The organism is Hydrogenophaga sedimenti, assembly GCF_051857515.1.
GTDB lineage: Bacteria > Pseudomonadota > Gammaproteobacteria > Burkholderiales > Burkholderiaceae_C > Hydrogenophaga.
The window spans coordinates 336,818-360,494 of record NZ_JBPZHA010000003.1; the positions used below are offsets into that span (position 1 = coordinate 336,818).

The 23,677-nt window shown below is 69.1% G+C and carries 23 protein-coding genes; 11 read left to right on the forward strand and 12 right to left on the reverse strand.

Translation table 11 applies throughout. The annotated features are described in order from the left end of the window. Positions 1-19 precede the first annotated feature (19 nt). The 3 genes from ACS5NL_RS06675 to ACS5NL_RS06685 are packed head-to-tail and all read left to right on the forward strand — an operon-like array spanning position 20 to position 2,656. Positions 20-796 (forward strand): ABC transporter ATP-binding protein, encoded by a 777-nt coding sequence (locus ACS5NL_RS06675; RefSeq protein ID WP_439352973.1) that lies wholly within the window; start codon positions 20-22, stop codon positions 794-796. Beyond that, positions 786-1,994: an ABC transporter permease gene (locus tag ACS5NL_RS06680; protein WP_439352858.1), complete on the forward strand. Its 1,209-nt coding sequence runs from the start codon at positions 786-788 to the stop codon at positions 1,992-1,994. The genes ACS5NL_RS06675 and ACS5NL_RS06680 overlap by 11 nt, the downstream gene beginning before the upstream one ends. Before the next feature lie 32 nt (positions 1,995-2,026). Next, positions 2,027-2,656 (forward strand): DUF2238 domain-containing protein, encoded by a 630-nt coding sequence (locus ACS5NL_RS06685; RefSeq protein WP_439352859.1) that lies wholly within the window; start codon positions 2,027-2,029, stop codon positions 2,654-2,656. 12 nt (positions 2,657-2,668) lie between these two features. Here the strand turns inward: ACS5NL_RS06685 and purT are convergent, their stop codons facing one another. Both purT and asd read right to left on the reverse strand, forming a co-directional pair. Continuing rightward, positions 2,669-3,871, reverse strand: coding sequence for a formate-dependent phosphoribosylglycinamide formyltransferase (gene purT, locus ACS5NL_RS06690; RefSeq protein ID WP_439352860.1), 1,203 nt, complete (start codon positions 3,869-3,871; stop codon positions 2,669-2,671). 19 nt (positions 3,872-3,890) lie between these two features. Continuing rightward, positions 3,891-4,757, reverse strand: a complete 867-nt coding sequence (gene asd / locus ACS5NL_RS06695; RefSeq protein ID WP_439352861.1) for an archaetidylserine decarboxylase — start codon at positions 4,755-4,757, stop codon at positions 3,891-3,893. Between the two features lie 124 nt (positions 4,758-4,881). On the opposite strand from asd, the gene ACS5NL_RS06700 reads away from it, so the two are divergent. Next, positions 4,882-5,817: an ATP-binding cassette domain-containing protein gene (locus ACS5NL_RS06700; RefSeq protein WP_439352862.1), complete on the forward strand. Its 936-nt coding sequence runs from the start codon at positions 4,882-4,884 to the stop codon at positions 5,815-5,817. Positions 5,818-5,980: 163 nt separating this feature from the next. After that, entirely contained in the window at positions 5,981-6,754 is a 774-nt protein-coding gene (locus tag ACS5NL_RS06705) for an ABC transporter permease (protein WP_439352863.1), read from the forward strand. Here the strand turns inward: ACS5NL_RS06705 and ACS5NL_RS06710 are convergent, their stop codons facing one another. The 4 genes from ACS5NL_RS06710 to ACS5NL_RS06725 form a co-directional block, all read right to left on the reverse strand. Further along, positions 6,755-7,012, reverse strand: coding sequence for a hypothetical protein (locus ACS5NL_RS06710; RefSeq protein ID WP_439352864.1), 258 nt, complete (start codon positions 7,010-7,012; stop codon positions 6,755-6,757). Positions 7,013-7,211: 199 nt separating this feature from the next. Then, a complete protein-coding gene (locus ACS5NL_RS06715) occupies positions 7,212-8,330 on the reverse strand; it encodes a YbdK family carboxylate-amine ligase (RefSeq protein ID WP_439352865.1) in 1,119 nt (372 codons plus the stop codon). 5 nt (positions 8,331-8,335) lie between these two features. Continuing rightward, positions 8,336-9,520 (reverse strand): cation:proton antiporter, encoded by a 1,185-nt coding sequence (locus ACS5NL_RS06720; RefSeq protein ID WP_439352866.1) that lies wholly within the window; start codon positions 9,518-9,520, stop codon positions 8,336-8,338. An 88-nt stretch (positions 9,521-9,608) separates the two neighbouring features. Beyond that, a complete protein-coding gene (locus tag ACS5NL_RS06725) occupies positions 9,609-11,126 on the reverse strand; it encodes a hypothetical protein (RefSeq protein WP_439352867.1) in 1,518 nt (505 codons plus the stop codon). Positions 11,127-11,203: 77 nt separating this feature from the next. Here ACS5NL_RS06725 and ACS5NL_RS06730 point away from each other — a divergent pair, with 77 nt between their 5' ends. Beyond that, positions 11,204-11,845, forward strand: a complete 642-nt coding sequence (locus ACS5NL_RS06730) for a hypothetical protein (RefSeq protein WP_439352868.1) — start codon at positions 11,204-11,206, stop codon at positions 11,843-11,845. A 6-nt stretch (positions 11,846-11,851) separates the two neighbouring features. Here the strand turns inward: ACS5NL_RS06730 and ACS5NL_RS06735 are convergent, their stop codons facing one another. Both ACS5NL_RS06735 and ACS5NL_RS06740 read right to left on the reverse strand, forming a co-directional pair. Continuing rightward, positions 11,852-12,703 (reverse strand): class I SAM-dependent methyltransferase, encoded by an 852-nt coding sequence (locus ACS5NL_RS06735; protein ID WP_439352869.1) that lies wholly within the window; start codon positions 12,701-12,703, stop codon positions 11,852-11,854. After that, on the reverse strand, positions 12,700-13,128 hold the full coding sequence (locus ACS5NL_RS06740; RefSeq protein ID WP_439352870.1) for a potassium channel family protein: 429 nt from the start codon (positions 13,126-13,128) through the stop codon (positions 12,700-12,702). The genes ACS5NL_RS06735 and ACS5NL_RS06740 overlap by 4 nt, the downstream gene beginning before the upstream one ends. A 39-nt stretch (positions 13,129-13,167) precedes the next feature. Here ACS5NL_RS06740 and ACS5NL_RS06745 point away from each other — a divergent pair, with 39 nt between their 5' ends. The 5 genes from ACS5NL_RS06745 to ACS5NL_RS06765 all read left to right on the forward strand — a co-directional run bounded on the left by ACS5NL_RS06745 (position 13,168) and on the right by ACS5NL_RS06765 (position 18,640). Further along, the gene (locus ACS5NL_RS06745; RefSeq protein ID WP_439352871.1) at positions 13,168-14,214 is read left to right on the forward strand and encodes a serine/threonine protein kinase; all 1,047 of its coding nucleotides are present in this window, start codon (positions 13,168-13,170) and stop codon (positions 14,212-14,214) included. A gap of 185 nt (positions 14,215-14,399) precedes the next feature. Further along, positions 14,400-16,127: a methyl-accepting chemotaxis protein gene (locus ACS5NL_RS06750; protein ID WP_439352872.1), complete on the forward strand. Its 1,728-nt coding sequence runs from the start codon at positions 14,400-14,402 to the stop codon at positions 16,125-16,127. A 2-nt stretch (positions 16,128-16,129) separates the two neighbouring features. Next, complete coding sequence (locus ACS5NL_RS06755) at positions 16,130-17,578, forward strand: chemotaxis protein CheW (RefSeq protein ID WP_439352873.1); 1,449 nt, start codon at positions 16,130-16,132, stop codon at positions 17,576-17,578. A gap of 107 nt (positions 17,579-17,685) precedes the next feature. Further along, complete coding sequence (locus tag ACS5NL_RS06760) at positions 17,686-18,150, forward strand: MarR family winged helix-turn-helix transcriptional regulator (RefSeq protein WP_439352874.1); 465 nt, start codon at positions 17,686-17,688, stop codon at positions 18,148-18,150. Positions 18,151-18,211: 61 nt separating this feature from the next. Beyond that, positions 18,212-18,640 (forward strand): organic hydroperoxide resistance protein, encoded by a 429-nt coding sequence (locus tag ACS5NL_RS06765; RefSeq protein ID WP_439352875.1) that lies wholly within the window; start codon positions 18,212-18,214, stop codon positions 18,638-18,640. Between the two features lie 9 nt (positions 18,641-18,649). Here ACS5NL_RS06765 and ACS5NL_RS06770 read toward each other — a convergent pair whose 3' ends face one another. The 4 genes from ACS5NL_RS06770 to ACS5NL_RS06785 are packed head-to-tail and all read right to left on the reverse strand — an operon-like array spanning position 18,650 to position 23,534. Continuing rightward, a complete protein-coding gene (locus ACS5NL_RS06770) occupies positions 18,650-19,597 on the reverse strand; it encodes a response regulator (protein WP_439352876.1) in 948 nt (315 codons plus the stop codon). Positions 19,598-19,606: 9 nt separating this feature from the next. After that, positions 19,607-20,785 (reverse strand): hybrid sensor histidine kinase/response regulator, encoded by a 1,179-nt coding sequence (locus ACS5NL_RS06775; RefSeq protein WP_439352877.1) that lies wholly within the window; start codon positions 20,783-20,785, stop codon positions 19,607-19,609. Next, positions 20,782-22,110 (reverse strand): sensor histidine kinase, encoded by a 1,329-nt coding sequence (locus ACS5NL_RS06780; RefSeq protein ID WP_439352878.1) that lies wholly within the window; start codon positions 22,108-22,110, stop codon positions 20,782-20,784. The genes ACS5NL_RS06775 and ACS5NL_RS06780 overlap by 4 nt, the downstream gene beginning before the upstream one ends. Beyond that, positions 22,107-23,534: a class I SAM-dependent methyltransferase gene (locus tag ACS5NL_RS06785; protein WP_439352879.1), complete on the reverse strand. Its 1,428-nt coding sequence runs from the start codon at positions 23,532-23,534 to the stop codon at positions 22,107-22,109. Before ACS5NL_RS06785 ends, ACS5NL_RS06780 begins: the two co-directional genes overlap by 4 nt. Positions 23,535-23,677 lie beyond the last annotated feature (143 nt).

The window sequence follows — 23,677 nt, forward strand, 5'->3', positions numbered from 1 at the left end:
CCCGGCGCCGGATCGCCCCATTCGCGACGCACCGCTGATCCGGTTGCGCGGCATCACCAAGACCTACGGCGAAGGCCAGACCGCCTTCCAGGCCCTCAAGGGTGTCGACCTGGACATCGAACAGGGCGACTTCGTGGCCATCATGGGCCCCAGCGGTTCGGGCAAGTCGACGGCGATGAACACGCTGGGCTGCCTGGACGTGCCGACCAGCGGCGAATACCTGTTCCGCGGTGCGCACGTCGAATCGCTCACGCGCGACCAGCGCGCGCGCCTGCGCCGGCGCTACTTCGGCTTCGTGTTCCAGGGCTTTCACCTGCTGGCCCGCACCTCGGCGCAGGAAAACGTCGAGCTGCCGCTGGTCTACCGGGGCGAACCCGCCGCGGCGCGCCACGCCGCCGCCCGCCAGGCGCTGGAGAAGGTCGGCCTCAAGGGCTGGGAACACCACACGCCCGGCGAACTTTCCGGCGGTCAGCAGCAGCGCGTGGCCATCGCACGCGCCATCGTGACCGAGCCGCAGGTGCTGCTGGCCGACGAACCGACCGGCAACCTCGACACCCACCGCAGCCAGGAAATCATGGAGCTGCTCTGGCGGCTGAACGCCGAACAGGGCATCACCGTGCTGATGGTCACGCACGAGCCCGACATGGCGGCCTATGCCAGGCGCATCGTGCGTTTCGTCGACGGCGTGGTCGCCAGCGACGAACGCAACCCGCACCCGGTTGCGCTGCAGGCGGCCCACGCCACGCAGAGCGACACCGGCCACGGCCCGGCAGCGGAGACGGCGCATGTGGCTTAACACCCTGATCCTGGCGCTGCGTTCGATCCGGCGCAACCTGCTGCGCTCCTTCCTCACCATCCTGGGCATCGTGATCGGCGTCAGCGCGGTGATCACCATGGTCACCGTCGGCAACGGCGCGACCATGGCGGTGCAGAACCAGATCGCCGGCCTGGGCACCAACCTGCTGCAGATCCGGCCCGGCCAGCGCATGGGCCCCGGCGGCAGCGGCGCAGGTGCGCCTTCGTTCAAGGAGGTCGACGGCGAGGCCATCATGAGCCAGGTCGGCGGCATCGTTGCCGTCGCGCCCGAAGCCCGCAGCGGCACCACCCTGGTGGCCAACGGCCGCAACTGGAGCTCCAGCGTGATCGGCAGCACCAACGACTGGCTGGTGACCGGCAACTGGAAGATCGCCGACGGCCGCAACTTCAGCGACGACGAGCTGCGCGCCGGCGGCGCCGCCTGCGTGATCGGCCAGACCGTGCAGCGCGAGCTGTTCGGCGGCACCAGCGCGGTTGGGGCCCAGCTGCGGGTCAAGGCCATGAGCTGCGAGGTGATCGGCGTGCTCGCGTCCAAGGGCCAGGGCGCCTTCGGCAACGACCAGGACGACATGGTGCTGGTGCCGATCAAGACGCTGCAGCGCCGCATCACCGGCAACACCCGCGTCAACACCCTGCTGGTGTCGATGAGCGACGGCGCCGACGCCACGCGCGTGACCGCGTCGATCACGCAGCTGCTGCGCGAACGCCGCAAGCTGGCCGAGACCGACGAAGACAACTTCAACGTGCTCGACACCAAGCAGCTGGCCGAAACGCTCTCGGGCACGACCAAGATCATGACCATGCTGCTCGGCGCGGTGGCGGCGGTGAGCCTGCTGGTCGGCGGCATCGGCATCATGAACATCATGCTGGTCAGCGTGACCGAGCGCACCCGCGAGATCGGCCTGCGACTGGCGATCGGCGCGCTGGAGCGCGAGGTGCTGTTGCAGTTCCTGATTGAGGCCGTCGTGCTGGCGGCGCTGGGCGGCCTGGTGGGCATCGTGCTGGCGACCGGCGCGTCGGTCGCGCTGTCGGCGGTGATGGACGTGCCCTACCAGTTCAACCTCGGTGTCAACCTGCTGTCGTTCCTGTTCTCGGCCGGCATCGGCGTGCTGTTCGGCTACTTCCCGGCCCGGCGCGCGGCCCAGCTGAACCCGATCGACGCGCTGCGCCACGAGTGAGCGGGCGCATGGCGGGTCGATATGATCCGCCGATGCCCACGAACACCCTCGACGCGCGCGGCCTGGCGCTCTGGTCCGTTGCCCTGCTGGCACTGCTGGGCCTGTCGGCCTGGCAGCCGCTGGAGCTGGACACCTGGGCGATGGAGGTCGCACCCGTCTTCGTCGCCCTGCCCCTGCTCTGGCTGAGCTGGCGGCGTTTTCCGCTCACGTCCCTGCTCTACGGCCTGGTCTTCGTGCACGCGCTGATCCTGATGCTGGGCGGCCACTACACCTACGCCAAGGTGCCGCTGGGCTTCTGGATGCAGGAGCTGTTCGGCCTGGCGCGCAACCCCTACGACGGCGTCGGCCATTTCGCACAGGGCTTCGTGCCCGCGATGGTCGCGCGCGAACTGCTGCTGCGCCAGACCGCGTTGCGGCCGGGGCGCTGGCTGTTCGTGATCGTGGTGCTGGCCTGCGGCGGCATCAGCGCGCTCTACGAGCTGATCGAATGGGGCGCCGCGGTCGCGATGGGCGCGGGCGCCGACGCCTTCCTCGGTACCCAGGGCGACCCGTGGGACACGCAGAAAGACATGGCGCTGGCCTTTGTCGGTGCGGTGGTGGCGCAACTGCTGCTCGCGCGCTGGCACGACGCGCAACTGGCGCGGCTCACGGCGCGCCCCTGAACCCCGGCCTGCTCAGGCCTTGCGGGGCTGGACCTTGCTGGCGGCCAGCTTGGCGTTGGCGCGCGCGGTGTCGGTGTCGCTGGCCCGCGCCAGCGCCACGCCCATGCGGCGCTTGACGAAGCTCTCTGGTTTGCCGAACAAGCGCAGGTCGGTGCCCGGCACGCGCAGCGCCTCGTCCACGCCATCGAACACGATGCCCTCGGCGTCCACGCCGCCGTAGATCACGGCGCTGGCACCGGGATTGCGCAGCGAGGTGTCGACCGGCAGCCCCAGGATGGCGCGGGCGTGCAGCTCGAATTCGCTCTGGTGCTGGGTGCACAGGGTCACCAGGCCGGTGTCGTGCGGGCGCGGGCTGACTTCGCTGAACCAGACCTGCTCGCCCTTGACGAACAGCTCGACGCCGAACAGTCCCAGGCCGCCGAGGTCGTCGGTCACGGCCTTGGCGATCTGGCGCGACTTCTCGATGGCGGACGCATGCATCGCCATCGGCTGCCAGCTCTCGACATAGTCGCCGCTGACCTGCACGTGGCCGATCGGGTCGCAGAAGTGGGTTTCGGTCTCGCCGCTGGCACCCTTGGCGCGCACGGTCAGCTGGGTGATTTCGTAGTCGAAGTCGATGAAGCCCTCGACGATCACGCGGCCGTGGCTCACGCGGCCACCGGCCATGGCGTAGTCCCAGGCCTTCTGCACATCGGCCGGGCCGTCGATCTTGCTCTGGCCCTTGCCCGAACTGCTCATCACCGGCTTGACGATGCAGGGGTAGCCGATGCCGGCATCGATGGCCGCCTGCAGTTCGGCCAGCGAATCGCAGAACTGGTAGGGGCTGGTCGGCAGGCCCAGGGTCTCGGCGGCGAGGCGGCGGATGCCTTCGCGGTCCATGGTCAGGCGCGCGGCGCGCGCGGTCGGGATCACCGTCACCGTGCCGGCCGCTTCGAGCTCCTGCAGCATCGGCGTGGCAATCGCCTCGATCTCGGGCACCACCAGGTGCGGGCGTTCGGCCTCGACCAGCGCCTTGAGCTGCGCCGGGTCGCTCATGGTGATGGTGCGCGCGTGGTGCGCGACCTGCTGGCCGGGCGCGTTCTCGTAGCGGTCGACCGCGATGGTCTCGACGCCCAGGCGCTGCAGCGCGATCAGCACCTCCTTGCCGAGTTCGCCGCTGCCCAGCAGCATCACGCGGGTGGCCTTGGGAGACAGGGGGGTACCGAGCGTCGTCATGGAAATCCTCAGAAAGATGTCAGGGGGCGGCGATGCCCATGGCTTCGCCCATGCGCACCGGGCGGGCGGCGGCCCAGCGCGGGTGGAAATCGATGGTGTCCCTGGGCCAGAGCATCACGACGGTGGAGCCGAGCAGGAAGCAGCCCATCTCTTCGCCACGCTGGAGCAGGCAGGGTTCGTCGTCGTAGGTCCATTCGCGGACCTCGCGGGAACGCGGCGGGTTGACCACGCCGTGCCACACGGTGGCCATGCTGCCGACGATGGTGGCGCCGACCAGCACCAGCACGAACGGCCGCGTCTGCCCCGAACTGCCATGCGGCACGTCGAACACGCAGACCACCCGCTCGTTGCGCGCGAACAGGCCCGGCACATTCGCGGCCGTGGCCGGATTGACCGAGAACAGCTCGCCCGGCACGTAGATCATGCGCCGCAGCCGCCCCTCGCAGGGCATGTGGATGCGGTGATAGTCCTTGGGACTGAGGTAGATGGTGGCGAACGACCCGCCACGGAACTGGGCCGCCAGCCCGGGGTTGCCGCCGACCAGGGCACGCGTGCTGTACGAGTGGCCCTTGGCCTGGAAGATCTGGTCGTCCTGGATGTCGCCGAACTGGCTGATCGCGCCGTCGACCGGGCAGACGAACCCTTCGGACGCCAGCGGCCGCACGCCGGGGCGCAACTGGCGGGTGAAGAACTCGTTGAAGGTCGCGTAGCCGCGCGGATCGGGATTGGCCGCTTCGCTCATGTCCACGCCATAGCGCTTGATGAACCAGGGGATCACGTTGTGCGTCCACCAGGTGGCGCGGGAATTGGCGCACCAGCCGGCGAACTGGGTCAGCGCGGTCTTGGGCAGCAGGTATTGCAGGGCGACGGCGGGAGGAACGGACACTTCGGGGCGCGCGCGGGGCGGCAAAAATCGACCAGCCGGTCGGGAAGCGCCATTGTAGGACGGCCCTTTTTCTGGCCCATTTCGGCGCCACCACCGCCACGGCACCCGGGCACAATCGCGCTCCATGAGCGAATTCCTGTTCGAGTGCCGCCAGCTGGTCAAGCGCTACGGCGGCCAGACCGTGGTCGACCAGCTGTCCTTCGAGATCGCGCCGGGCGAATGCCTGGGCGTGATCGGTCCCAACGGCGCCGGCAAAACCACCACCATCCGCATCTGCCTGGGCCTGACGGCGCCGGACGGTGGCGAGGTCACCGCGTTCGGGCTGCCGATGCCGCAGGAAGCGCTGGCGATCAAGCAGCGCCTGGGCGTGGTGAGCCAGATGGACACGCTGGACCCCGACTTCTCCTGCGCCGAGAACCTGCTGGTCTACGGCCGCTATTTCGGCATGAAGGACAGCGACATCCGGCCCCGCATTCCGCGGCTGCTGGAATTCGCGGCGCTCACGCACAAGGCCGACGCCAAACCGGGCGAGCTCTCGGGCGGCATGAAGCGGCGCCTGTCGCTGGCGCGCGCGCTGGTCAACGACCCACAGTTGTTGTTGCTGGACGAACCCACGACCGGGCTGGACCCGCAGGCGCGGCACCTGATGTGGGAGCGGCTGCAACTGCTGCTGCAACAGGGCAAGAGCATCCTGCTGACCACCCACTTCATGGACGAGGCCGAGCGCCTGTGTTCGCGCCTGCTGGTGCTGGACCACGGCCGCAAGATCGCCGAGGGCCGGCCGCGCGAGCTGATCGCGCAACACCTCGAGCCCGATGTGGTCGAGGTCTACGGCCAGGGCGCGCTGGATCTCGCCACGGCGGCGGAACACGCCGCCCTGCGTTCGCTGGCGGCACGGGTCGAGGTCAGCGGCGAGACGGTGTTTTTCTACACCGCCCAGGCGCAGCCCCTGCTGCAGGCGCTGGCATCGCGGCACGAGCTGCGCACCCTGCACCGGCCAGCGAACCTGGAAGACCTGTTTCTGAAACTCACAGGCCGTCAGATCCGCGAGGATGGATGAAATACCCCTGCGCCGACGCGACGCGCCGTCACCCCCTCAAGGGGGCGGCGCCAGAGGCCCGGCCAAGCCGGTGCCTCGGCACCCTCGACCCAGCCACCTTCTCCGACCGCGCACCAGCATGACCCTCCAGCAATCCTCACACTGGTCTCGTCCCAAACTGTCCATGCGCTGGTGGCCGGTGTTCCGGCGCAACCTGCTGGTCTGGAAAAAACTCGCCATTCCCAGCCTGGTCGGCAACATCGCCGAACCGCTGATGTGGCTGGTGGCCTTCGGCTACGGCATGGGCACCCTGGTCGGGCAGGTGAACCTGCCGACGGCGCAAGGCCAGGTGGCCGTGCCCTACATCCTGTTCCTGGCCAGCGGCTCCATCTGCATGAGCGCCATGAACGCGGCCAGCTTCGAGGCGCTGTACTCGGCGTTCTCGCGCATGCACGTGCAGAAGACCTGGGACGGCATCATGAATGCGCCGGTGCGGCTGGACGACGTGGTGCTGGCCGAGATGCTGTGGGCCGCCTTCAAGGCGCTGTTCACGGTGACGGCCATCATGGGCGTGATGCTCGCACTGGGCATCAGCCATTCGCCCAAGCTGCTGCTGGCCTTGCCGGTGCTGCTCGGGGTGGGGATCACGTTCTCGTGCATCGCCCTGGTGTTCAATGCCCTGGCCACGGGCTACGACTTCTTCACCTACTACTTCACGCTGTTCCTGACGCCGATGATGTTTCTCTCGGGCATCTTCTTTCCGCGGGAACAACTGCCGGGTGTCGTGCGGACCATTTCCGAGTGGCTGCCGCTGACCAACGCGGTGGCTCTCGTTCGCCCCCTGTTCATGGACCAGTGGCCCGAGCGGCCGCTGGTGCACCTGTCGGTGCTGGCGTTCTTCGCGGTGGCGGCGTTCTGGGTCGCGCTGGCGCTGACCAGAAAGCGGTTCGCGAAGTGATCAGTGCACGGCGTGCTGCAGGGCGGGCTGGGCAGCGGCGTAGTACTCGATGCCCGAATCCATGAAATCTTCGTCGTCGATCGCGGCGTCGTAGGCGCGGGTCGTCGGGTGGGTGATCGGGATCAGGGGCTTGTCCAGCGGACGGCAGATGCGGTGGCGCAGGCCACGCAGGTTGCGGCTGCTTTCCATGGCGCTGATCACGGCTTCCGGATCGAGCATGAGGACGAAGGGGTTGAGGCGGCTGGCGGTGGAGTTCATGGCGGTGTCCTGAGAAGAAAAGGGTGAAAACAAAGTTGTTTGTCGATGTGACAAACTGTATTCATCCTGTTTCAAGGCGTTAAGTCGGCGCACCACCATTCGCGTTGTAGGAAGTTGCCTGACAAGGGGTGAGAAGAACGGGAAATACCGGCCTGTTCGCCCCTCGCCTGCGCCACGCCAGGAGCGCCCAGCCCGGGCCTCAGGCGCGCAGGGCCTCGACCGCCGCCGCCACCACACCCTGCACGCTGCCGCTGTCTTCGTAAGACTTTCTCAGGAAGCTGGCGTGGTTGCCGGCCCTCGCAGCAGTACGTTCGATTTCATCGAGCGCGGCCTGGGCGCCGAGCGCGTCGGCGTGCGGCCCGAGCCGGCGCAGCGTCGCGAGGATGTCTTCGCGGATGCCGATCTGCTCGCGGGTGCGCGGATTGACCATCGTTCCGTCCAGCCCGAAACGGCAGGCCTGGAAGCGGTTGTAGGTGTAAACAAGGTAATCGTCTTCGACCGGCGGCGGTTCGTCGCGCTGTAACAGGTGGCGGCAGATGCACTGCAGGTAGCAGGCCAGCGCCGCGGCCCGCTCCACCGTCAGCGGCGTGTCGCAGACCCGCAGTTCGATGGTGCCGTACTCGGGCTTGGGCCGGATGTCCCAGTAGAAGTCCTTCATCGACTTGACCACGCCCGTGCTTTCCATCTTGGCGAAGTAGCTGTCGGCGAACTCGTCCCAGCGCAGCAGGAAGGGCGCGCGGCCGCTGAGCGGGAACGCGAACACCGAGTTCAGCCGTGCCGAATCGAACAGCGTGTCCACGCCCTGGAAGAACGGCGAAGAGGCCGAGAGCGCGATGAAGTGCGGCACATAGCGGTTGAGCGAGTGCAGCAGGAACAGCGCCTCGTCGGGCGAGCTGCAGCCGACGTGCACGTGCTGCCCGAACACGGTGAACTGCTTGGCCAGATAGCCGTAGAGGCCCGAGAGCTGCTCGAAGCGCGGCTTGGAGAAGATGCGCTGCTCGAACCAGCGCTGGAACGGGTGCGTGCCGCCGCCGGCCAGTTCGATGTTGAGCCGGTCGCCGGCAGCCACCAGCGTGTCGCGGATCTCGCGCAGCTGCGCCAGCAGCGGGCCGTGCGCGGTCTGCACGTCGGTCGCGATCTCGATCATGCTCTGCGTCATCTCTGGCGTGACCACGCCTGGGAAGGGCTTGCGGCGCAGCAGCTCCAGCAGGTCGTTGGCGCTGCTGGAGAGGTCCATGTCGTAGGTGTTGACCAGCTGCAGTTCGAGTTCGACGCCCAGCGTGAGCGATTCGGAGGCCTTGAAGGTTTCCAGCGGCATCTCGGTCACTCCCGGGTCACATGGGTTTCTCGCGCCGCCTGCAGCGCGCGCTGCGTCACCAGCGGGCCGAACAGTTCCTGCAGCAGCATCATGAAGGCCAGCACCGTGAGGATCTGGTGCGCCGGCTCGAAGCCGTAGAGCCGGCTCTGCTCCAGCAGCAGGATCGCGTAGGCCGACATCGGCGTCAGCGCCAGCCCGGTCAGCAGGCCCTTGCGTTCGGTGCTGCCCGAGAGCCGCGCCGCCGCCACGTTGCACAGCACCTTGCTGGACGTGCGCACGGCGATCAGCGCCAGCCCCAGCCAGACGCCGTGGTGCAGGTCGCTCCATTCGAGCAGCGCGGCGATGTAGACGAACAGGAACAGCGTCATCAGGTCGCCCGCCGTGCCGAAGCCGCGCTGCGCATTCGTCAGGTGCACGCGGCGTTCGCGCGCCACGATGCCGAAGGTCAGCGCGGCCAGCAGCGGCGAGAGCTTGAGCCCGTAGGCCATGGTGGTCAGCAGCACCACCGCCAGCGCGAACACCAGGGTCGCGTCGCGCTCCTCGATGCGCTGCGAACGCAGCAGCGCCGGGATCGCCACGCCCAGCAGGGCGCCCACAGCGACCGAAGTCGCCAGCACGTGCACGCTGCCGAACGCGGCCATCACCAGATCGCCCGAGGTGGCCAGGTGCCAGTAGCCCACCACCAGCTTGAGCGCCAGCACCGCCACCAGACAGTTGATCGCACACAGGTGCAGCACGCGCTCGGTCACCTGCCCGGCGCTGCGCAGCTCGTTGGCCACACGCACGATGCCCGCCGGCGAGGCCGACACCGACAGCGCCGCGATGATCAGCCGCGTGTCGGTCGTCAGCGAGAAGAATCCGGTCACCAGATACACCGCGCAGAAGGTGACCACCGACTCGCCCAGGCCCAGCGCCAGCACCCAGGGGTTGTGGCGGAACCAGCGCAGGTGGATGCGGTAGCCCAGCTCGAACAGGATCAGCGACAGCGCGACGTTGGCCAGAAACGGCAGCCCCGGCACGGCATCGGTCAGGCCCGGCAGGTTGACCAGGCTGGCCACCAGCCCCACCGCGACATAGCTGCACACGCGCGGCAACGACGCCAGCTCATGCAGCCGCTCGCCCAGGTACCAGGCCAGCAGCAGCACCAGCGGCCAGGCCATCGATTGGAGAAGGAATGACAGGTCGGTCACAAGAGGCAACACCGGTGACGGGACACGGCCCGGGGCCATGTGTGTACCACCGACCACAGACCGCGCCATGTAACAAGACGCAAAGCCCTCAGGGGGAGGCGGTCACTTGACGGAAGCCGAACCGTTGATCCAGCAGATAGGGATCGTCGAAGTGGCGCCGCCCGACGAAGGCCGTCGGGTGCCGTCCCCACTGTCGCATCGCTCCCGGGCTTTCGATGCCCATGGGCCAGAACAACGCGCGCTCGCCGCGCTCGGTGCCGGGCATGATGCCGCTGGACCAGAAGGCGCTGCGGCGCACGCCACTGGCGGTTGGCAGGCTGCGCAGCGTGTCCTCGTCCAGCTGGGCATAGGTCAAGGCACTGCCGGCACCATCATCGACCGACACGCCCACCAGCTGGTGGTCGCCGGAGGTGAGGCGCACGCGCAGCCGCTGCCCCGGCGACAGCGGCGGCAGCTGCGCCGGCACGAAGGCCCACTCCACATCCGGGTCGGGCGGCGCGCGCGGCGCCAGGGCGGCCGCGGGCACGAAGACGTGGTAGCAGCCACAGCCGTGGATGCTGTCGAGCAGCAGCACCCTGCCCGCCTCGTCCAGCGTGAGCCGCAGCACCACGGCATCCACGCGCCCGGCCAGCAGGTCGGCCGGCCCCCGCGCCGGGCGCTCGGCGAACCAGACGCTGTAGACCAGCTGCGGCAGCGTGCGCCCGCCCAGGCGGGTGTGCGCGATGCGCTGGTAGACCACCGGCGCGCGGACATCGACCTCCGGTGCGGGCGACGATCCCCAGCCCAGACGTCCAGGCCGGTCGTGGTCGGCGGCGGTCTCGATGTCGATCACGGGCGCGTGGACAGCCAGCAGTCGGCGCGCCGCGGTGTCGTCCAGCGCAGGAATGCCCAGCGCATCGTGCGGCCACGTTGTCGCCCGGTCGCTGTCCGGCGTTGCGGGGGTTTCGGCGGGGCCCGGCCGGTAACGCATCCCCCCGGCCGGCCAACCTTCGTTGGTTGCCGCAGCGTCCCAGCGCGCCTGCCACTGGCGCAGCTCGCGCACCACGCCCGAGAAGAACGGCCAGCGCGTCAGGGGATACAGGCCCAGGCCGCGCAAGGCGGCGCTGTAGTCGTCCGGCACCACGGCGGCCTGGCGCAGGCGCTCCCGCGCCCCGGCATCGGCCGACAGCGCGGCCCACTGGCGCGGCGCGCAGTCGCGCACCCGGGCCATGGCGGCCGGCGCATCCGGCACCGCCAGCGCACGCAGCGCCGCAGGCGGCAGGTTGGCGACCTCCGACGCGCGGGCCACGTCGTCCAGCGCCACCAGACGCCGGCCCCAGGCGGCCCAGGCCGCTTCGCCGGCACCGGCCTCCCCGGCGAACGAGGCGCTCAGGCGGTCCACCCGCAGGAAACGCACGCCTGGCAGGCGCGCGGCACCGCCGTCGCGCACCGCGTGGGCATCGACCTGATCGTCCAGCCGCTCGAGCCAGCGCTCGCAAGCCGACAAGTCGCCAGACCGCGGCCCTACCGGCCCCACCGGTGCCACCGCGCAACCGGCCAGCGACAGTGCCACCACCAGCGTCGCGGCGCGACGCCGCAGGAGCCGGAGGGACGGCAGGGCGGTCATCGGACCATGGTAACGGCGCCCGCATGGCCCTGCGCCCAGCGTTACAAACGCTTCACACGGCGGCGTTACCATGCCCCATGACTTTCCGAATCCTTTCCCCTTCCGCGGCCGCGCTCGTCCTGTCGATCGCCGCCACTTCCGCCTTCGCCCAGTCCACGCCCGCAGCAGCGCCCGAGGCCGCAGCACCGTCCAGCCCCGCCAAGAAGGAACTGGTCCAGCGCGTGCTCAAGCTGCAACAGCCCGGCATCGAGCGACTGGCCACCGCCATGACCGAAGACCCGGCCGTGGTGCTGGGCGGTCGCGCCTCCGAAATCATTGCCGCCAAGGTGCCCAAGGACAAGCAGGAAGCCGTGGCCAAGGAGATCCAGGGCGAGATGCAGAAATACCTCAAGGACACCGTGCCGCTGGTGCGCAAGAGCGCGCAGCAGCTGGCGCCGGTGACCATCGGCCCGATGCTGGAATCGAAGTTCAGCGAAGAGGAACTGCGCCAGGTCGTGGCGCTGCTGGAATCGCCGGCCTACGCCAAGTACCAGCAGCTCAGCGGCGAAATGCAGCAGGCCCTGCAGGCCAAGCTGGTGGCCGACACCCGCGGCACCGTCGAGCCGCGTGTGCAGGCCCTGGAAAAAGCCGTCGGTGAACGCCTGAACACGGCCACCGGCACCGCCTCGGCCGCGCCCAAAGCGGCACCCAAGGCCGCGGCCAAGCCCGCCGCGAAATAAGCCCGGTCAGACCGCGAAGCGCTCGCGCAGCGGCTGCAGGCCCAGTTCGTCCAGGATCTGGGCCAGCCGTTCGCGCGCGCGCTGGCGCTGTGCCTGTCCGCCGTCCTGGCGGCGCGCCAGGATCAGCTCGTTCTTCATCGAGTGCTCCCAGCCCACCAGCTCGGTCACCGTGACCTGGTAGCCGTGGGCTTCGAGCTGCAGGCAGCGCAGCACGTTGGTGATCTGGCTGCCGAACTCGCGCGTGTGCAGCGGGTGCCGCCAGAGCTCGGCCAGCGGCGTGCGCGAGAGCGACAGCGCCTTGTGCTGCCGCATCACCGAGGCCACCTCGGCCTGGCAACACGGCACCAGCACCATGAAACGCGCCTGCCGCGCCAGCCCGAAGGCGATCGCGTCGTCGGTCGCCGTGTCGCAGGCGTGCAGCGCGGTCACCACATCGATCTGCGCCGGCAGGTCGGGATGGTCCAGCGCCTGCTGCACCGTGGTCGCCAGAAAGCCCATGCGGGCAAAACCCAGCCGCTGCGCCAGCGCGCGCGACTTCTCGACCAGCTCGGCGCGCGTCTCGACACCATGGACCGAGCCCACCGGTTTCGATTTGAAGAACAGGTCGTACAGGATGAAGCCGAGGTAGGACTTGCCCGCCCCGTGGTCGGCCAGCACCACGTCGCCGCGCGCCTTCAGCACTTCGTCGAGCAGCGGCTCGATGAACTGCACCAGGTGGTAGACCTGCTTGAGCTTGCGCCGCGTGTCCTGGTTGAGCTTGCCCTCGCGGGTGAGGATGTGCAGCTCCTTGAGCAGCTCGACCGACTGGCCTTCGCGCAGTTCGGGCAGCTGTTCCTGCAGGGTTTTCGGGGTCTTCATGGGGTGTCCTGTTCACGGGGCGCCATCGCGCGGTCCAGCCGTTCGTGCAGATGCTCGACCTGGCGGCGCAGGGCATGGAGTTCGCGCATCAGGTCGCGTTCGATCTGGCGCTCCTCCTGCTCGACCTCCTGCTCCACGAACAGCGCCGCCAGCGAGGCGGTCACCAGGGAGAGCACCGCCAGTCCCAGCAGCACCACCAGCACGGAGAAGGCCCGGCCGACATGGGTGCGCGGCACCAGGTCGCCATAACCCACGGTGGCGGCGGTGGTGAAGGCCAGCCAGAGCCCGTCCTGGAACGAGTGGATGCCCGGCTCCAGCCACCAGAAGCCCAGCCCACCCATCAGCAGGATCAGCAGACACAGCGCCAGGGAGTACACAAGGCCCTGGCGGATGAGGTGAATGCGGGCTCGGCGGTTTCTCGACATCCTGCGATTCTGGCACGCAGGCGCAGCGACAATGCCCGCATGAACCTGCCCGCCAGCGCTGCCCACACCCATCCCTACAGCGCCCTCACCCCCGACGTGGTGCAGGACGCCCTGGGCGCCATCGGTCTGTGGGGCGACGGTCGCATGAGCGCGCTCAACAGCTTCGAGAACCGGGTCTACCAGATCCACCTCGAATCGCCGTTCGACGGCCACGGGCAGGTGGTCGCCAAGTTCTACCGGCCCGGCCGCTGGAGCGATGCCCAGATCGCCGAGGAACACGCGTTCGCGGCCGAACTGGTGGCGGCCGAGATCCCCGCCGTGCCGCCGCTGGCGATCGGTGGCCAGACCCTGCACCACTTCGGCGGCTTCGCCTTCTCGGTCAGCCCGCGGCGCGGCGGGCGCCGGCCCGAGCTGGACGACTTCGACGTGCTGGAATGGATTGGCCGCTTCCTGGCACGCATCCACAGCGTGGGCGCGGCGCGCCCGTTCGACCACCGGCCGGCGCTGGACGTGGCGGCCTTCGCCCACGAGCCGCGCGACTGGCTGATGGAGCACCGCATGATCGCGCCCGAGGTGCAGACCGCCTGGGCGGCGGCGCTGACCGAGGCCCTGGCGCTGATCGAGGCCCATCCGGCACTGCGAGCCCAGCCTCCCGCCGACCCGGACGGCATCGCCCGCATCCGCCTGCACGGCGACTGCCACCCGGGCAACATCCTCTGGACCCCCGAAGGCCAGAGCGGCGCCGGGCCGCACTTCGTGGACCTGGACGACGCCCGCACCGGCCCGGCGGTGCAGGACCTGTGGATGCTGCTCTCGGGCGACCGGCGCCAGCAGACGCAGCAGCTGGGCGCCCTGGTCGACGGCTACGAGCAGTTCCGCGCCTTCGACCGGCGCGAGCTGGCCCTGATCGAGCCGCTGCGCACCCTGCGCCTGATCCACTACAGCGCCTGGATCGCGCGCCGCTGGGACGATCCCGCGTTCCCGATCAACTTCCCCTGGTTCGGCAGCCGCGACTACTGGCAGGGCCAGGTGGACATGCTGGTCGAGCAGATCGAAGAGATGCAGAACGAACCGCTGGTGGCCTGAACCGGCCGGTGGTGGCGGTCGGGCACCGGGAAGTGGCCCCCGCAAGGGCGCCATTTCCGGGCGATGCCCCGGAAGTCCTCAAGTTAAGGTCGATTCCGCTCGATACATCTGGAGCGAACCTGGGGCATCCGGTCGGCCGTCGGCTGCGCCGCTCTGGGGTTTGCGCCCACCGAGGAAGCACACCGATGACCGCCTATTCCCCGCAAGAAGCCTCGGCCACCGCCGACAGCGAGCGCCTGGCGCAGACCGCCATCCTGGACGCCATCCAACGCATCCAGGCCATCATCGAGTTCGCGCCCGACGGCACCATCCTGCACGCCAACGCGGTGTTTCTGGCCGCGATGGGCTACTCGCTGGACGAGATCCAGGGGCGGCACCACCGCATGTTCTGCACCCCGGCACAGACCAGCACCCCGGAATACGCCGCCTTCTGGTCCCGCCTGGGCAGCGGCGCCACCGACACCGGCGAATACCTGCGCATCGCCAAGGGCGGGCGCCACATCTGGCTGCAGGCCTCGTACAACCCCGTGGTCGACGCCGACGGGACCGTGCTCAAGGTGGTGAAGTTCGCCACCGACATCACCGAGGCCAAGAGCCGCGCCGCCAGCTTCGAGGGCCAGAACCAGGCCATCAACCGGGTCCAGGCCGTGATCGAGTTCGACCTGACCGGCAAGGTGCTCTCGGCCAACCAGAACTTCCTCGACACCTTCGGCTACCAGCTCGACGAGGTGGTGGGCCAGCACCACCGACTGTTCTGCGACCCGGCCTTCGCCCGCTCGCCCGAATACCTGGCGTTCTGGGACCGGCTGGGCCACGGAGAGTTCAACGCCGGCGAGTACCACCGCCTGGGCAAGCAGGGACAGGACATCTGGATCCAGGCCAGCTACAACCCGATCTTCGACGCCAGCGGCCGGGCGGTGAAGGTGGTGAAGTTCGCCACCGACATCACGGAGAACAAGCGCCAGGCCTCCGAGTCCAAAGGCAAGATTGACGCCATCTCGCGCTCGCAGGCGGTGATCGAGTTCGACCTGCAGGGCAACGTGCTGACGGCCAACAACAACTTCCTGCGCACCCTGGGCTACACCGCGCAGGAGATCGAAGGCCGGCACCACAGCATGTTCTGCACCACCGAGCTGGTGCAGTCGCCGGCGTACCGCAACTTCTGGGCCGATCTGGCCGAAGGCAAATTCCAGAGCGGGCGCTTCTGCCGCATCGGCAAGCACGACGCCACGGTCTGGATCCAGGCCACCTACAACCCCATCCTCGACGTCGACGGCCGGCCCTACAAGATCGTCAAGTTCGCGATGGACATCACCGAGCAGGTCAAGCGCGAGCGGCAGATCACCGACAAGGTGGGCGCCATCTCCGGCGTGCTGGGCGACCTCTCGGGCTCGATCACCAGCATCACCGACAGCTCGCAGCGCTCCAACGGCCTGGCCCAGCAGACCCAGCAGGAGGCCGAGGACGGCAGCCGCCTGCTGACCAGGTCGCGCCAGGCGATCGTCGAGATCCAGAAGTCGTCGGACGACATCCACGAAATCATCGAGACCATCAGCGAGATCGCCGGCCAGACCCACCTGCTCGCCTTCAACGCCGCGATCGAGGCGGCGCGCGCGGGCGAACACGGCCTGGGCTTCTCGGTGGTGGCCGACGAGGTGCGCAAGCTGGCCGAGAAGTCGGCCAATGCGGCCCGCGAGATCGCCAAGCTGATCAACGAAACCGGCCACCGGGTGGAAGAAGGCAGCCGCATTTCGGAGCAGGTCGAAGAGGCCTTCAACCTGATCGTGCGCTCTGTCGGCAACACCACCGAGTCGATCGGCCAGATCCACGGCGCAACCTCCGAACAGGCCAGCGCCACCCGGCATGTGGCCACCCTGCTCGACGAACTCAAGCAGGCCACGGTCGGTCCCTGAACATGACCGCCGGCACGACGGACGACACACCCGATGCCGCGCCCCCGGCGCAGCCCGGGGTGTTCGCGCTGCTGGAAGTGAACGGCCAGCGCATCGGCATCGACGCCACCGCGGTGGTGCAGGTGGTGCCGCGCCCGCGTTCGCTGGCCAGCCTGCCGCGCGCCAGCCAGACGCTGGCCGGCGTGACCAGCTTCCGCGGCCGCCCCGTGCCGGTGGTGAACCTCGCGCTCTGGCGCGCGGGTGGTCCTGGCGCGGCGTGCGAGACCCCGCCGCACATCGCCATCCTCACCGATGGCGCCGCCTGGATTGGTCTGCTGATCGACGCGGTGAGCGGCCTCGCACGCATCGCCGCCAGCGACATCCAGCGCCTGCACCACGACAACCAGCCCGGCGAGTTCTTCCACAGCATGGCCACGGTCGGGCCGCAGCGCGAGCTGCTCGGCCTGCTGGACGCCGGGTTGCTGATGCAGCAGGCACAGGCCTGGACGGCCGCGGCGGGCGAGCGGCAGGCGATGGCGCAGCGCGCCGACGCAGCCTCTCTGGGCGAGAGCGCGGGCCGCTTCGCGGTCATCCGCATCGGGCAGCGCCTGTACGGGGTTCCCGCCACGGCCCTGGCCGAGGTCCTGCCCAGGCCACCGCTGCAGGCCGTGCTGGGCAGCGGCAGCGGTCTGCTGGGCATGCTGCGCTGGCGCGAACGCGATGTGCCGCTGGTGGACCCGATGCCGCCGCTGGGCAGCCCCGACAGCGTGGACGGGGCGCCCTGGGTGGCGGTCGTGACGGACGCCGACCACTGCATCGCCCTGCCCTGCCACGGCATGGACCAGGTGCGCTCCTTTTCGCGCGCCAGCGTGCAGCCGGCCGCCAGCACACAGGGCTTGTGTACCGCCGCCTGCACCGGTCTCGTGCTGCAGGCCGACGGCGAGCAGATCCGCCTGGTGGACCCCGCCGCGCTGGTCCGCGGTTTCAGCGTCAGCGCCATCAGCCTGCGCGGCGCGTCGGCCCGCGAGGGACGGAGCACGCAGGCAGCGCAGCGCAACCGCGAAGCCCTGGTGGTGTTCCAGGCGCGTTCGCGCTTTGCCGCGCCGATCCACCAGCTGCAGGAAATCGTGCCGCTGCCGACCGGGTTCCACGCCAAGGTCTCGGCCGATGGCCGGGCCGGATCGGTGGAGTGGCGCGGCCGCGCCGTGCCCCTGATCGACCTGCAGCGCCGCCTGTGGCCCGGCGCCGCACCGGTGACCGCGCCCCGGCGCATCCTGATCACCCACCTGGGCGACCAGCTGACGGCGCTGCTGGTGGGCGAGGTGGAGGTGCTGATCCCGCCGCACGCGGGCGTGCAGACCGAGGTGCGCCTGCCCAATGGCGACCGCATCGGCATGGTCACCGTCGACCAGAACGACGCCCGCGCCAGCTACCGGCTGATCGACCTGCACGCGCTGCCGCTGGCGGCCTGACACAAGCGGCCGGGGTGCGCCGCGGGGCCGCGGCGACAACCTTGGCGCCAAAAAGGTTATCAGCAATTCAATTGCACACAATTGAATTGCCACCTACAGTGCGTGCCATGGCTTCCCGCAACACCCCCCGAGACACCGCACTGACCGAGCAGGCCCTGCGGCTGGACCATCAGCTCTGCTTCGCGCTGTATTCGGCTTCGCTGGCCATGACCAAGCTCTACAAGCCGCTGCTCGACGAGCTGGGCCTGACCTACCCGCAATACCTGGCGCTGCTGGTGCTGTGGGAGCAGGACGGCGTGGCCGTCTCCGAGCTGGGCGAACGGCTGTCCCTGGACTCCGGCACGCTCACCCCGCTGCTCAAGCGGCTGGAAGCCGCCGGCCTGGTGTCGCGGCTGCGCGATGCGGCCGACGAACGCCGCGTGCTGATCCGCCTCACCGCCGACGGCCGCCGGCTCAAGACCCGCGCCCAGCGCATTCCGGGCTGCGTGCTGCAGGCCGCGCAATGCGACGTGTCCGAAGCCCTGGCGCTGACCCGCCAGATCCAGACCCTGCGCGACCGGCTGACCGCCTGATCCGTCTTCCACCCATTTCCACCCGCTTCAACCCGAAGCACCCACCCCGAAAGGAACGACCATGACCACCCCCCTCCAGAAAGTTGTCTACACCGCCCGCGCCCACACCACCGGTGGCCGCGAAGGCAGCTCGCGCAGCGACGACGGACTGCTGGACGTCAAGCTCAGCCCGCCCAAGGCCATGGGCGGCGCCGGCACGGCCACCAACCCCGAGCAGCTGTTTGCCGCCGGTTATTCGGCCTGTTTCATGGGTGCGCTCAAGCACGTGGCCGCGATGAAGAAGGTCGCCATTCCGGCCGACGCCTCGATCGACGCCGAAGTGGACATCGGCCCGATCCCGGCCGGTTTCGGCATCGCTGCCCGCCTGGCGATCAGCCTGCCCGGCATCGACCGCGCCGTGGCCCAGGACCTGATCGACACCGCCCACCAGGTCTGCCCCTACTCCAACGCCACCCGCGGCAACATCGAAGTTGGCCTGACCCTGGTCTGAGCCACGGCGTCAGCCGCGCAGGCGCTCCATCGCGTCGGCCAGCCAGTCCACCGGCAAAGGGTCGGCGGCGGCTGGCGCGACGCGCCAGGCGCCTGCGGACCCCGCGACCGAAAAGCGCCCTTCGGTCCACAGCTGCCAGGCCAGCCAGAGGCAGTCCTCGGCCGTGACCACCTGGCCGGCGGGCGCCGACAGCAGTTCCGTCAACCCCTTCGTCTGCCTCAGCAGCACGCCATCCGGGCGGTGCTCACCCCCCAGCGCCTGGGCCAGCACGTCCTGCGCCGGCCCCTCGCCGGTGAAGGCGCCCCAGCGCTGCAGCCAGCGCCGCAGCTGTGCGGCGATCGCGACGCTGCGCTGCGCCTCGGCCTGCTGCAGGTCCGCGTGGTCCCACTGGTTCCAGTCGATCGCCGCCTCCCGGCTGCCGACCGCCTGCGCGGCCCGCGCGAAACGGAACAGCGCGCGCTCGTACGCCGTCTCGCTGACGCCGGCACAGGCGACCAGCAGGGAGCCCAGCCGTGCCGCCACCAGTTGCCCCTGCTGCGCCACCATGCGGTCGCGCATCAGCTCGTCGCGCTCGTGGCGCAGCGTCGCCAGCTCCAGCGCGTTGCGCAGGTCGGCGCGCAGCGATTCGAGTTCCCAGGGCTTGGCGATGTAGCGGTAGATCTCGCCGGTGTTGATGGCGTCGATCGCTTCGCCGAGTTCCGAATACGCCGTCGTGAGCATGCGCACGATGTGCGGGTAGTGCTGGCGCGCATGGCGCAGCAGTTCGTTGCCCCGTTCGCCGGGCATGCGCTGGTCGCAGACCAGCACCGCGATCTCCGACCCGTGGGTACCGAGCACCGCGCGCCCCTCCTCCACGGAAATGGCGGTCAGCACGGGCGCCAGCGGCCCCACCAGCCGCTCAAAGTACTTCAGGGCGATGGCTTCGTCGTCGACGTACAGGATCTTTTCGGGTTTCATCGGGATACCTCATGTTGTTTTTTCTTCTTCCCTGAACTTGAAATACAGACAGATGCTCGCTCCCCCGCCCGGCGGGGACTGCACCTCGATGTCGCCTCCCAGCGACTGCATGACGCGCCGGCAGAACACCAGCCCCATGCCGTGACCACCTTGCTCGGCGCGGGTCGTGACAGGTTCCCGCGTGAGCCGCTCCAGCACCTCGGGCGCGATGCCCGGCCCGTTGTCACCGACCCGGATCACCGGTGCGCCCGCCTCGACGTCCAGTCCGATGCGGATCGCCGGCTGTGGCGGCGGTGCGGCGTGCAGCGCCAGCAGCGCGTTCTTGACCAGCGTGCACAACACCAGATACAGCAGGTCGCGCTGCCCCGGCAGCACGAAATCCTGCGCCAGGTCGCACGACAGCCAGCCGGCCTCGGCCCCATCGAAGGGATAGCCGTCGCGCACCGACTTCACCAGATCGCTGGCCAGTTGCGAGGCGGCCTCATCGGCATGGTAAGCGTCCCGCGCGGTGCGCACAAAGCTTGTTACAAGCGACTGGGCGTAGTCGGTGCGGCGCAGCGCCGCGTCCAGCATGGCCTGGAATTCCCCCGGCCGGCGCTGCGTGAGGCAGGCCAGTTCGGTGCTGCCGCAGGCCGGCGCCTGCTGCCGCTCGCGCATGGCGTGGAGGTAGCCGCTGACGGTCGCCAGCGGCGTGCGCACCTCGTGCGCCAGAAAACCCAGCGTTTCGCGCAGATTCTCGTCGCGCCGCCGCAGCAGCGCCTGGTCCCGCAGGCGCCGGTGGCAGGCGGCGCGCGCGTCGCGCAGCGCCTGCCGGGTCACCGTCTCGTCCAGCGGCTTTTCGAGGATCTGCTCCACATGTCCCTGATTGACCGCGGCCATGGCCACGTCCTTGTCGGCGTAGGCCGACATCAGCAACCGGGAGACGTGTTCGTACTCGCGGCTCACGGTCGACAGCAGCAGCACACCGTCCTGCTGCGGCATGCGGTAGTCGGTCAGCAGCACCGCCACCTCATGGCCCCGCTCACGCAGGACCGCCAGCGCCTCGTCCGCCCCGCCGGCGGTCAGCACCACGAACTCGTCGCTGTAGAGGCGCGAGAACCATTTGAGCGCCTGCGGCTCGTCGTCGACCAGCAGGACCACCCGGACCTCCTGCGGAGACAGGGTGGTGGACGGACCGGCGGGATTCATCGCGGAGGCCTCGGCAGATCAAAGACGAACTCGGTCCATTCCCCCTGCACGCTGTCGACCGACAGCGTGCCGCCGTGGCGCTGGACGATGCCGTAGCTGACGCTCAGCCCCAGACCCAGCCCGGCGCCGACGTCGCGCGTGGTGAAGAACGGCTCGAACACGCGGCCGATGTGGGCCGGGTCGATGCCATGCCCGTTGTCCCGCACCGCCACGCGCAGCCGGTCGCCCTGCGGCGTGACGCGGATCTCGATCCTGGGCTGCTCGCGCTGGACCTTCTGCAGTGCGCTGCCGGCGTTGCTCAGGAGGTTGATCAGCACCCCGATGATGGCCGGTTCGTCGCCCATCACGTGGGTGTCCTGCGGCATTTCGATGACCATCTCGATGCCCTTGATCTCGTAGCCGGCCAGCCGCACCGCCGACCGCACCGCATGCTCCAGCAGGAAGGGCCGCTGGCTGTCCTCGCCCGGCTTCTGGTAGGCGAAGGTCTTGAGGTCGGTGACGATGTTCTGCACCCGCGTCAGGCCTTCGCGCGCATCCTCCAGGCTCTCCTTGAGCATCTCGTCGGTCTTGGCGGACGGCACGCTCAGCCCCATGTTGACCGCCATCAGGCTGTAGTTCACCGGGTTGTTGAGTTCGTGCAGCAAGCCGGCCGAGAGCGTGCCGATCGCGGCCATCTTCTCGCGCTGGAGCAGCTGGCCCTTGACCTCGGCCAGCGTCCGGTTGGTTTCCTGCAGCTTGTCGTTGTTCAGCGCGACCTCGTGCTGCAGCTCGAACAGGCGCAGCCGGGCCCGTTCGTTGAACCAGGTGCAGACCGCGCTGGCAATGACCGAGAAGACGATGAACAGGCTGTTGGTGTAGAGCTTGCCGGTGTCGGTCGCCCCTTCGGGATGCAGCAGGCAGGCCATCAGGTACAGCGCCAGCGTCACCACCCCGAAGCCGATGCTTTCGTAGAAGGTGATGGGCAGGATGATGCCGACCGCGTACATCGCCAGGTGCAGCCCCACGAAATAGATCGACTCCACCCCGCTGGTGAGCCAGATCATCCAGGCGATCATCATCTGGGGTAGCAGCAGCCAGACCATGGTCAGCACCCGCACCTGCGCCCGGCCGAACGGTGTGTACAGCAGGGCCAGCACCCCGCCGGTCAGCATCGCGACGATCACGCGCAGCGACAGGAAGCGGCCCAGCTGGTCGGGGTACGAAAAGAAGTCGAGCCCCACCCCGGCGAGCACCAGCACGATCGAGGTGATGCCGCCCGCCTTGCTGTAGGCGAGCCGGAACGCCGAGAGCTGCTGCTCGTAGGGGGAGGTGTCGCGCGCCCTCATTCCGCCGTCGCGCCTCCGGTCGGCCGCGCGGGCAGCGTGGTCTCGGCAAAGAGGTTGACGCCGGTGGCGTCGGTGTACATCTCCACCGGCGCGCCGACCTCCGACATCACGCCGGCCATCTGCGCCTCGTCCCGGTAGATCAGGTGCCACTCCAGCAGGTGCTCCATGCCGTGGCGCTCGGGATTGCTCGAATGCACGTTGGTCAGCAGCATCCGCGCGCCGGCATTGGCCCGGCTCATGAAGTAGCGGATCAGGCGCGTGCAGACCTTGTCGGACAGGTAGTCGAACAGGCCGGCGCAATAGATGAAGTCGTAGCCTTCCGCCCCCACCAGGGCCGCGGCCCGGGACGGCCGCTTGAGCAGGTCGTGGACCGATTCCTGCACGTAGTTCACGTCCAGCTGGCGTCCGTGCCGCTCCAGGCTGGCGGCGATGCACGCGCGCGTGTAGTCCAGGGTTTCGCCGCTGAAATCGAGCAGGGTGAAGCTCAGCCGGCCCAGGTCCGCCCCGGACGCGATCAGGCGCTGCACCTCGACCGCCGGGCCGCAGCCGATGTTCAGGATGCGGATCTGGCGCCCTTCCTTGGCACCCTGCGCCACCGCCCGCTGGAGGTACTTGACCAGGATGTCGATGCGGTTGCGGTGCGCCTGCGCCACCGCGGCCCGCAGGAAGGTCGCGTTGACCAGCTGGATGTAGGTGCTGCTGCCCTGCCGGGGATCGCCCAGCAGCTGGTTGACCATCTCGTAGTCGCCCGCATAACCCAGCGGCTTGGCAAAGGTCCGGTAGACAAAGGGCGCCCGCAGCACCAGCGGGTGCAGGGCCGCCTGCGCATAGCTGCGGTGCAGCAGCGCGTCCTCGGGCGGCACGCTCGCCGCCTCGCCCTCCAGCCGGACCAGGAAGCTCTTGCCCTTGATCATCAGCGGCTCGGCCATGGCCCAGAACACCGCATCGGTCAGCCGGCCGTCGCTGCCCTTGGGCAGCGAGTCGAGCATGTCGGCCTGGTCGATCCAGCGCGCGGTCTCCGCCAGGAAGGCCCGGAACTCGCTGACCGCGACCTGGTAACTCTCCTTGACACGGAAGCGCTGCTCCCAGTCCTCGACGAACCGGGAGGCCTCCAGCCCCACCTCGCGCACATTGCCGCGCGTCAGGTTGAGGTCCGACCACTCGTCGATCAGGGCCAGCGAGGCCACCGCCATCAGCCCGGTGTTGAGCAGGCTGACCACCACGGCCTTGCCCTGGTAGATGGCGCGATCGCCCGAGCGGATCACGAGGTCGCTGAGGACCTCGCTGACCTGGACGATCGAATAGGGGTTGTAGATCTCCAGCACCAGCGACCGGCGCTGGAGGCTGGTCAGCGTGCCGCGCGCGGCTTCGCCCTGGCTGTTGCGAAAGGTGACAACGGGATCAAACGGTCGCTGGGGATGCACGGCGAGTGGCTGTCATCGGTGGCGGGGCTTTTCACCCCAATAGAAAACTCCCAATCTGCCAGTGTAGTCATCTGTGACGGGTTTCACGGAAGCGCCCCCCCGCCCGCACCGTCCGAACGAAAAAAAACCCGGGCGGAATACCC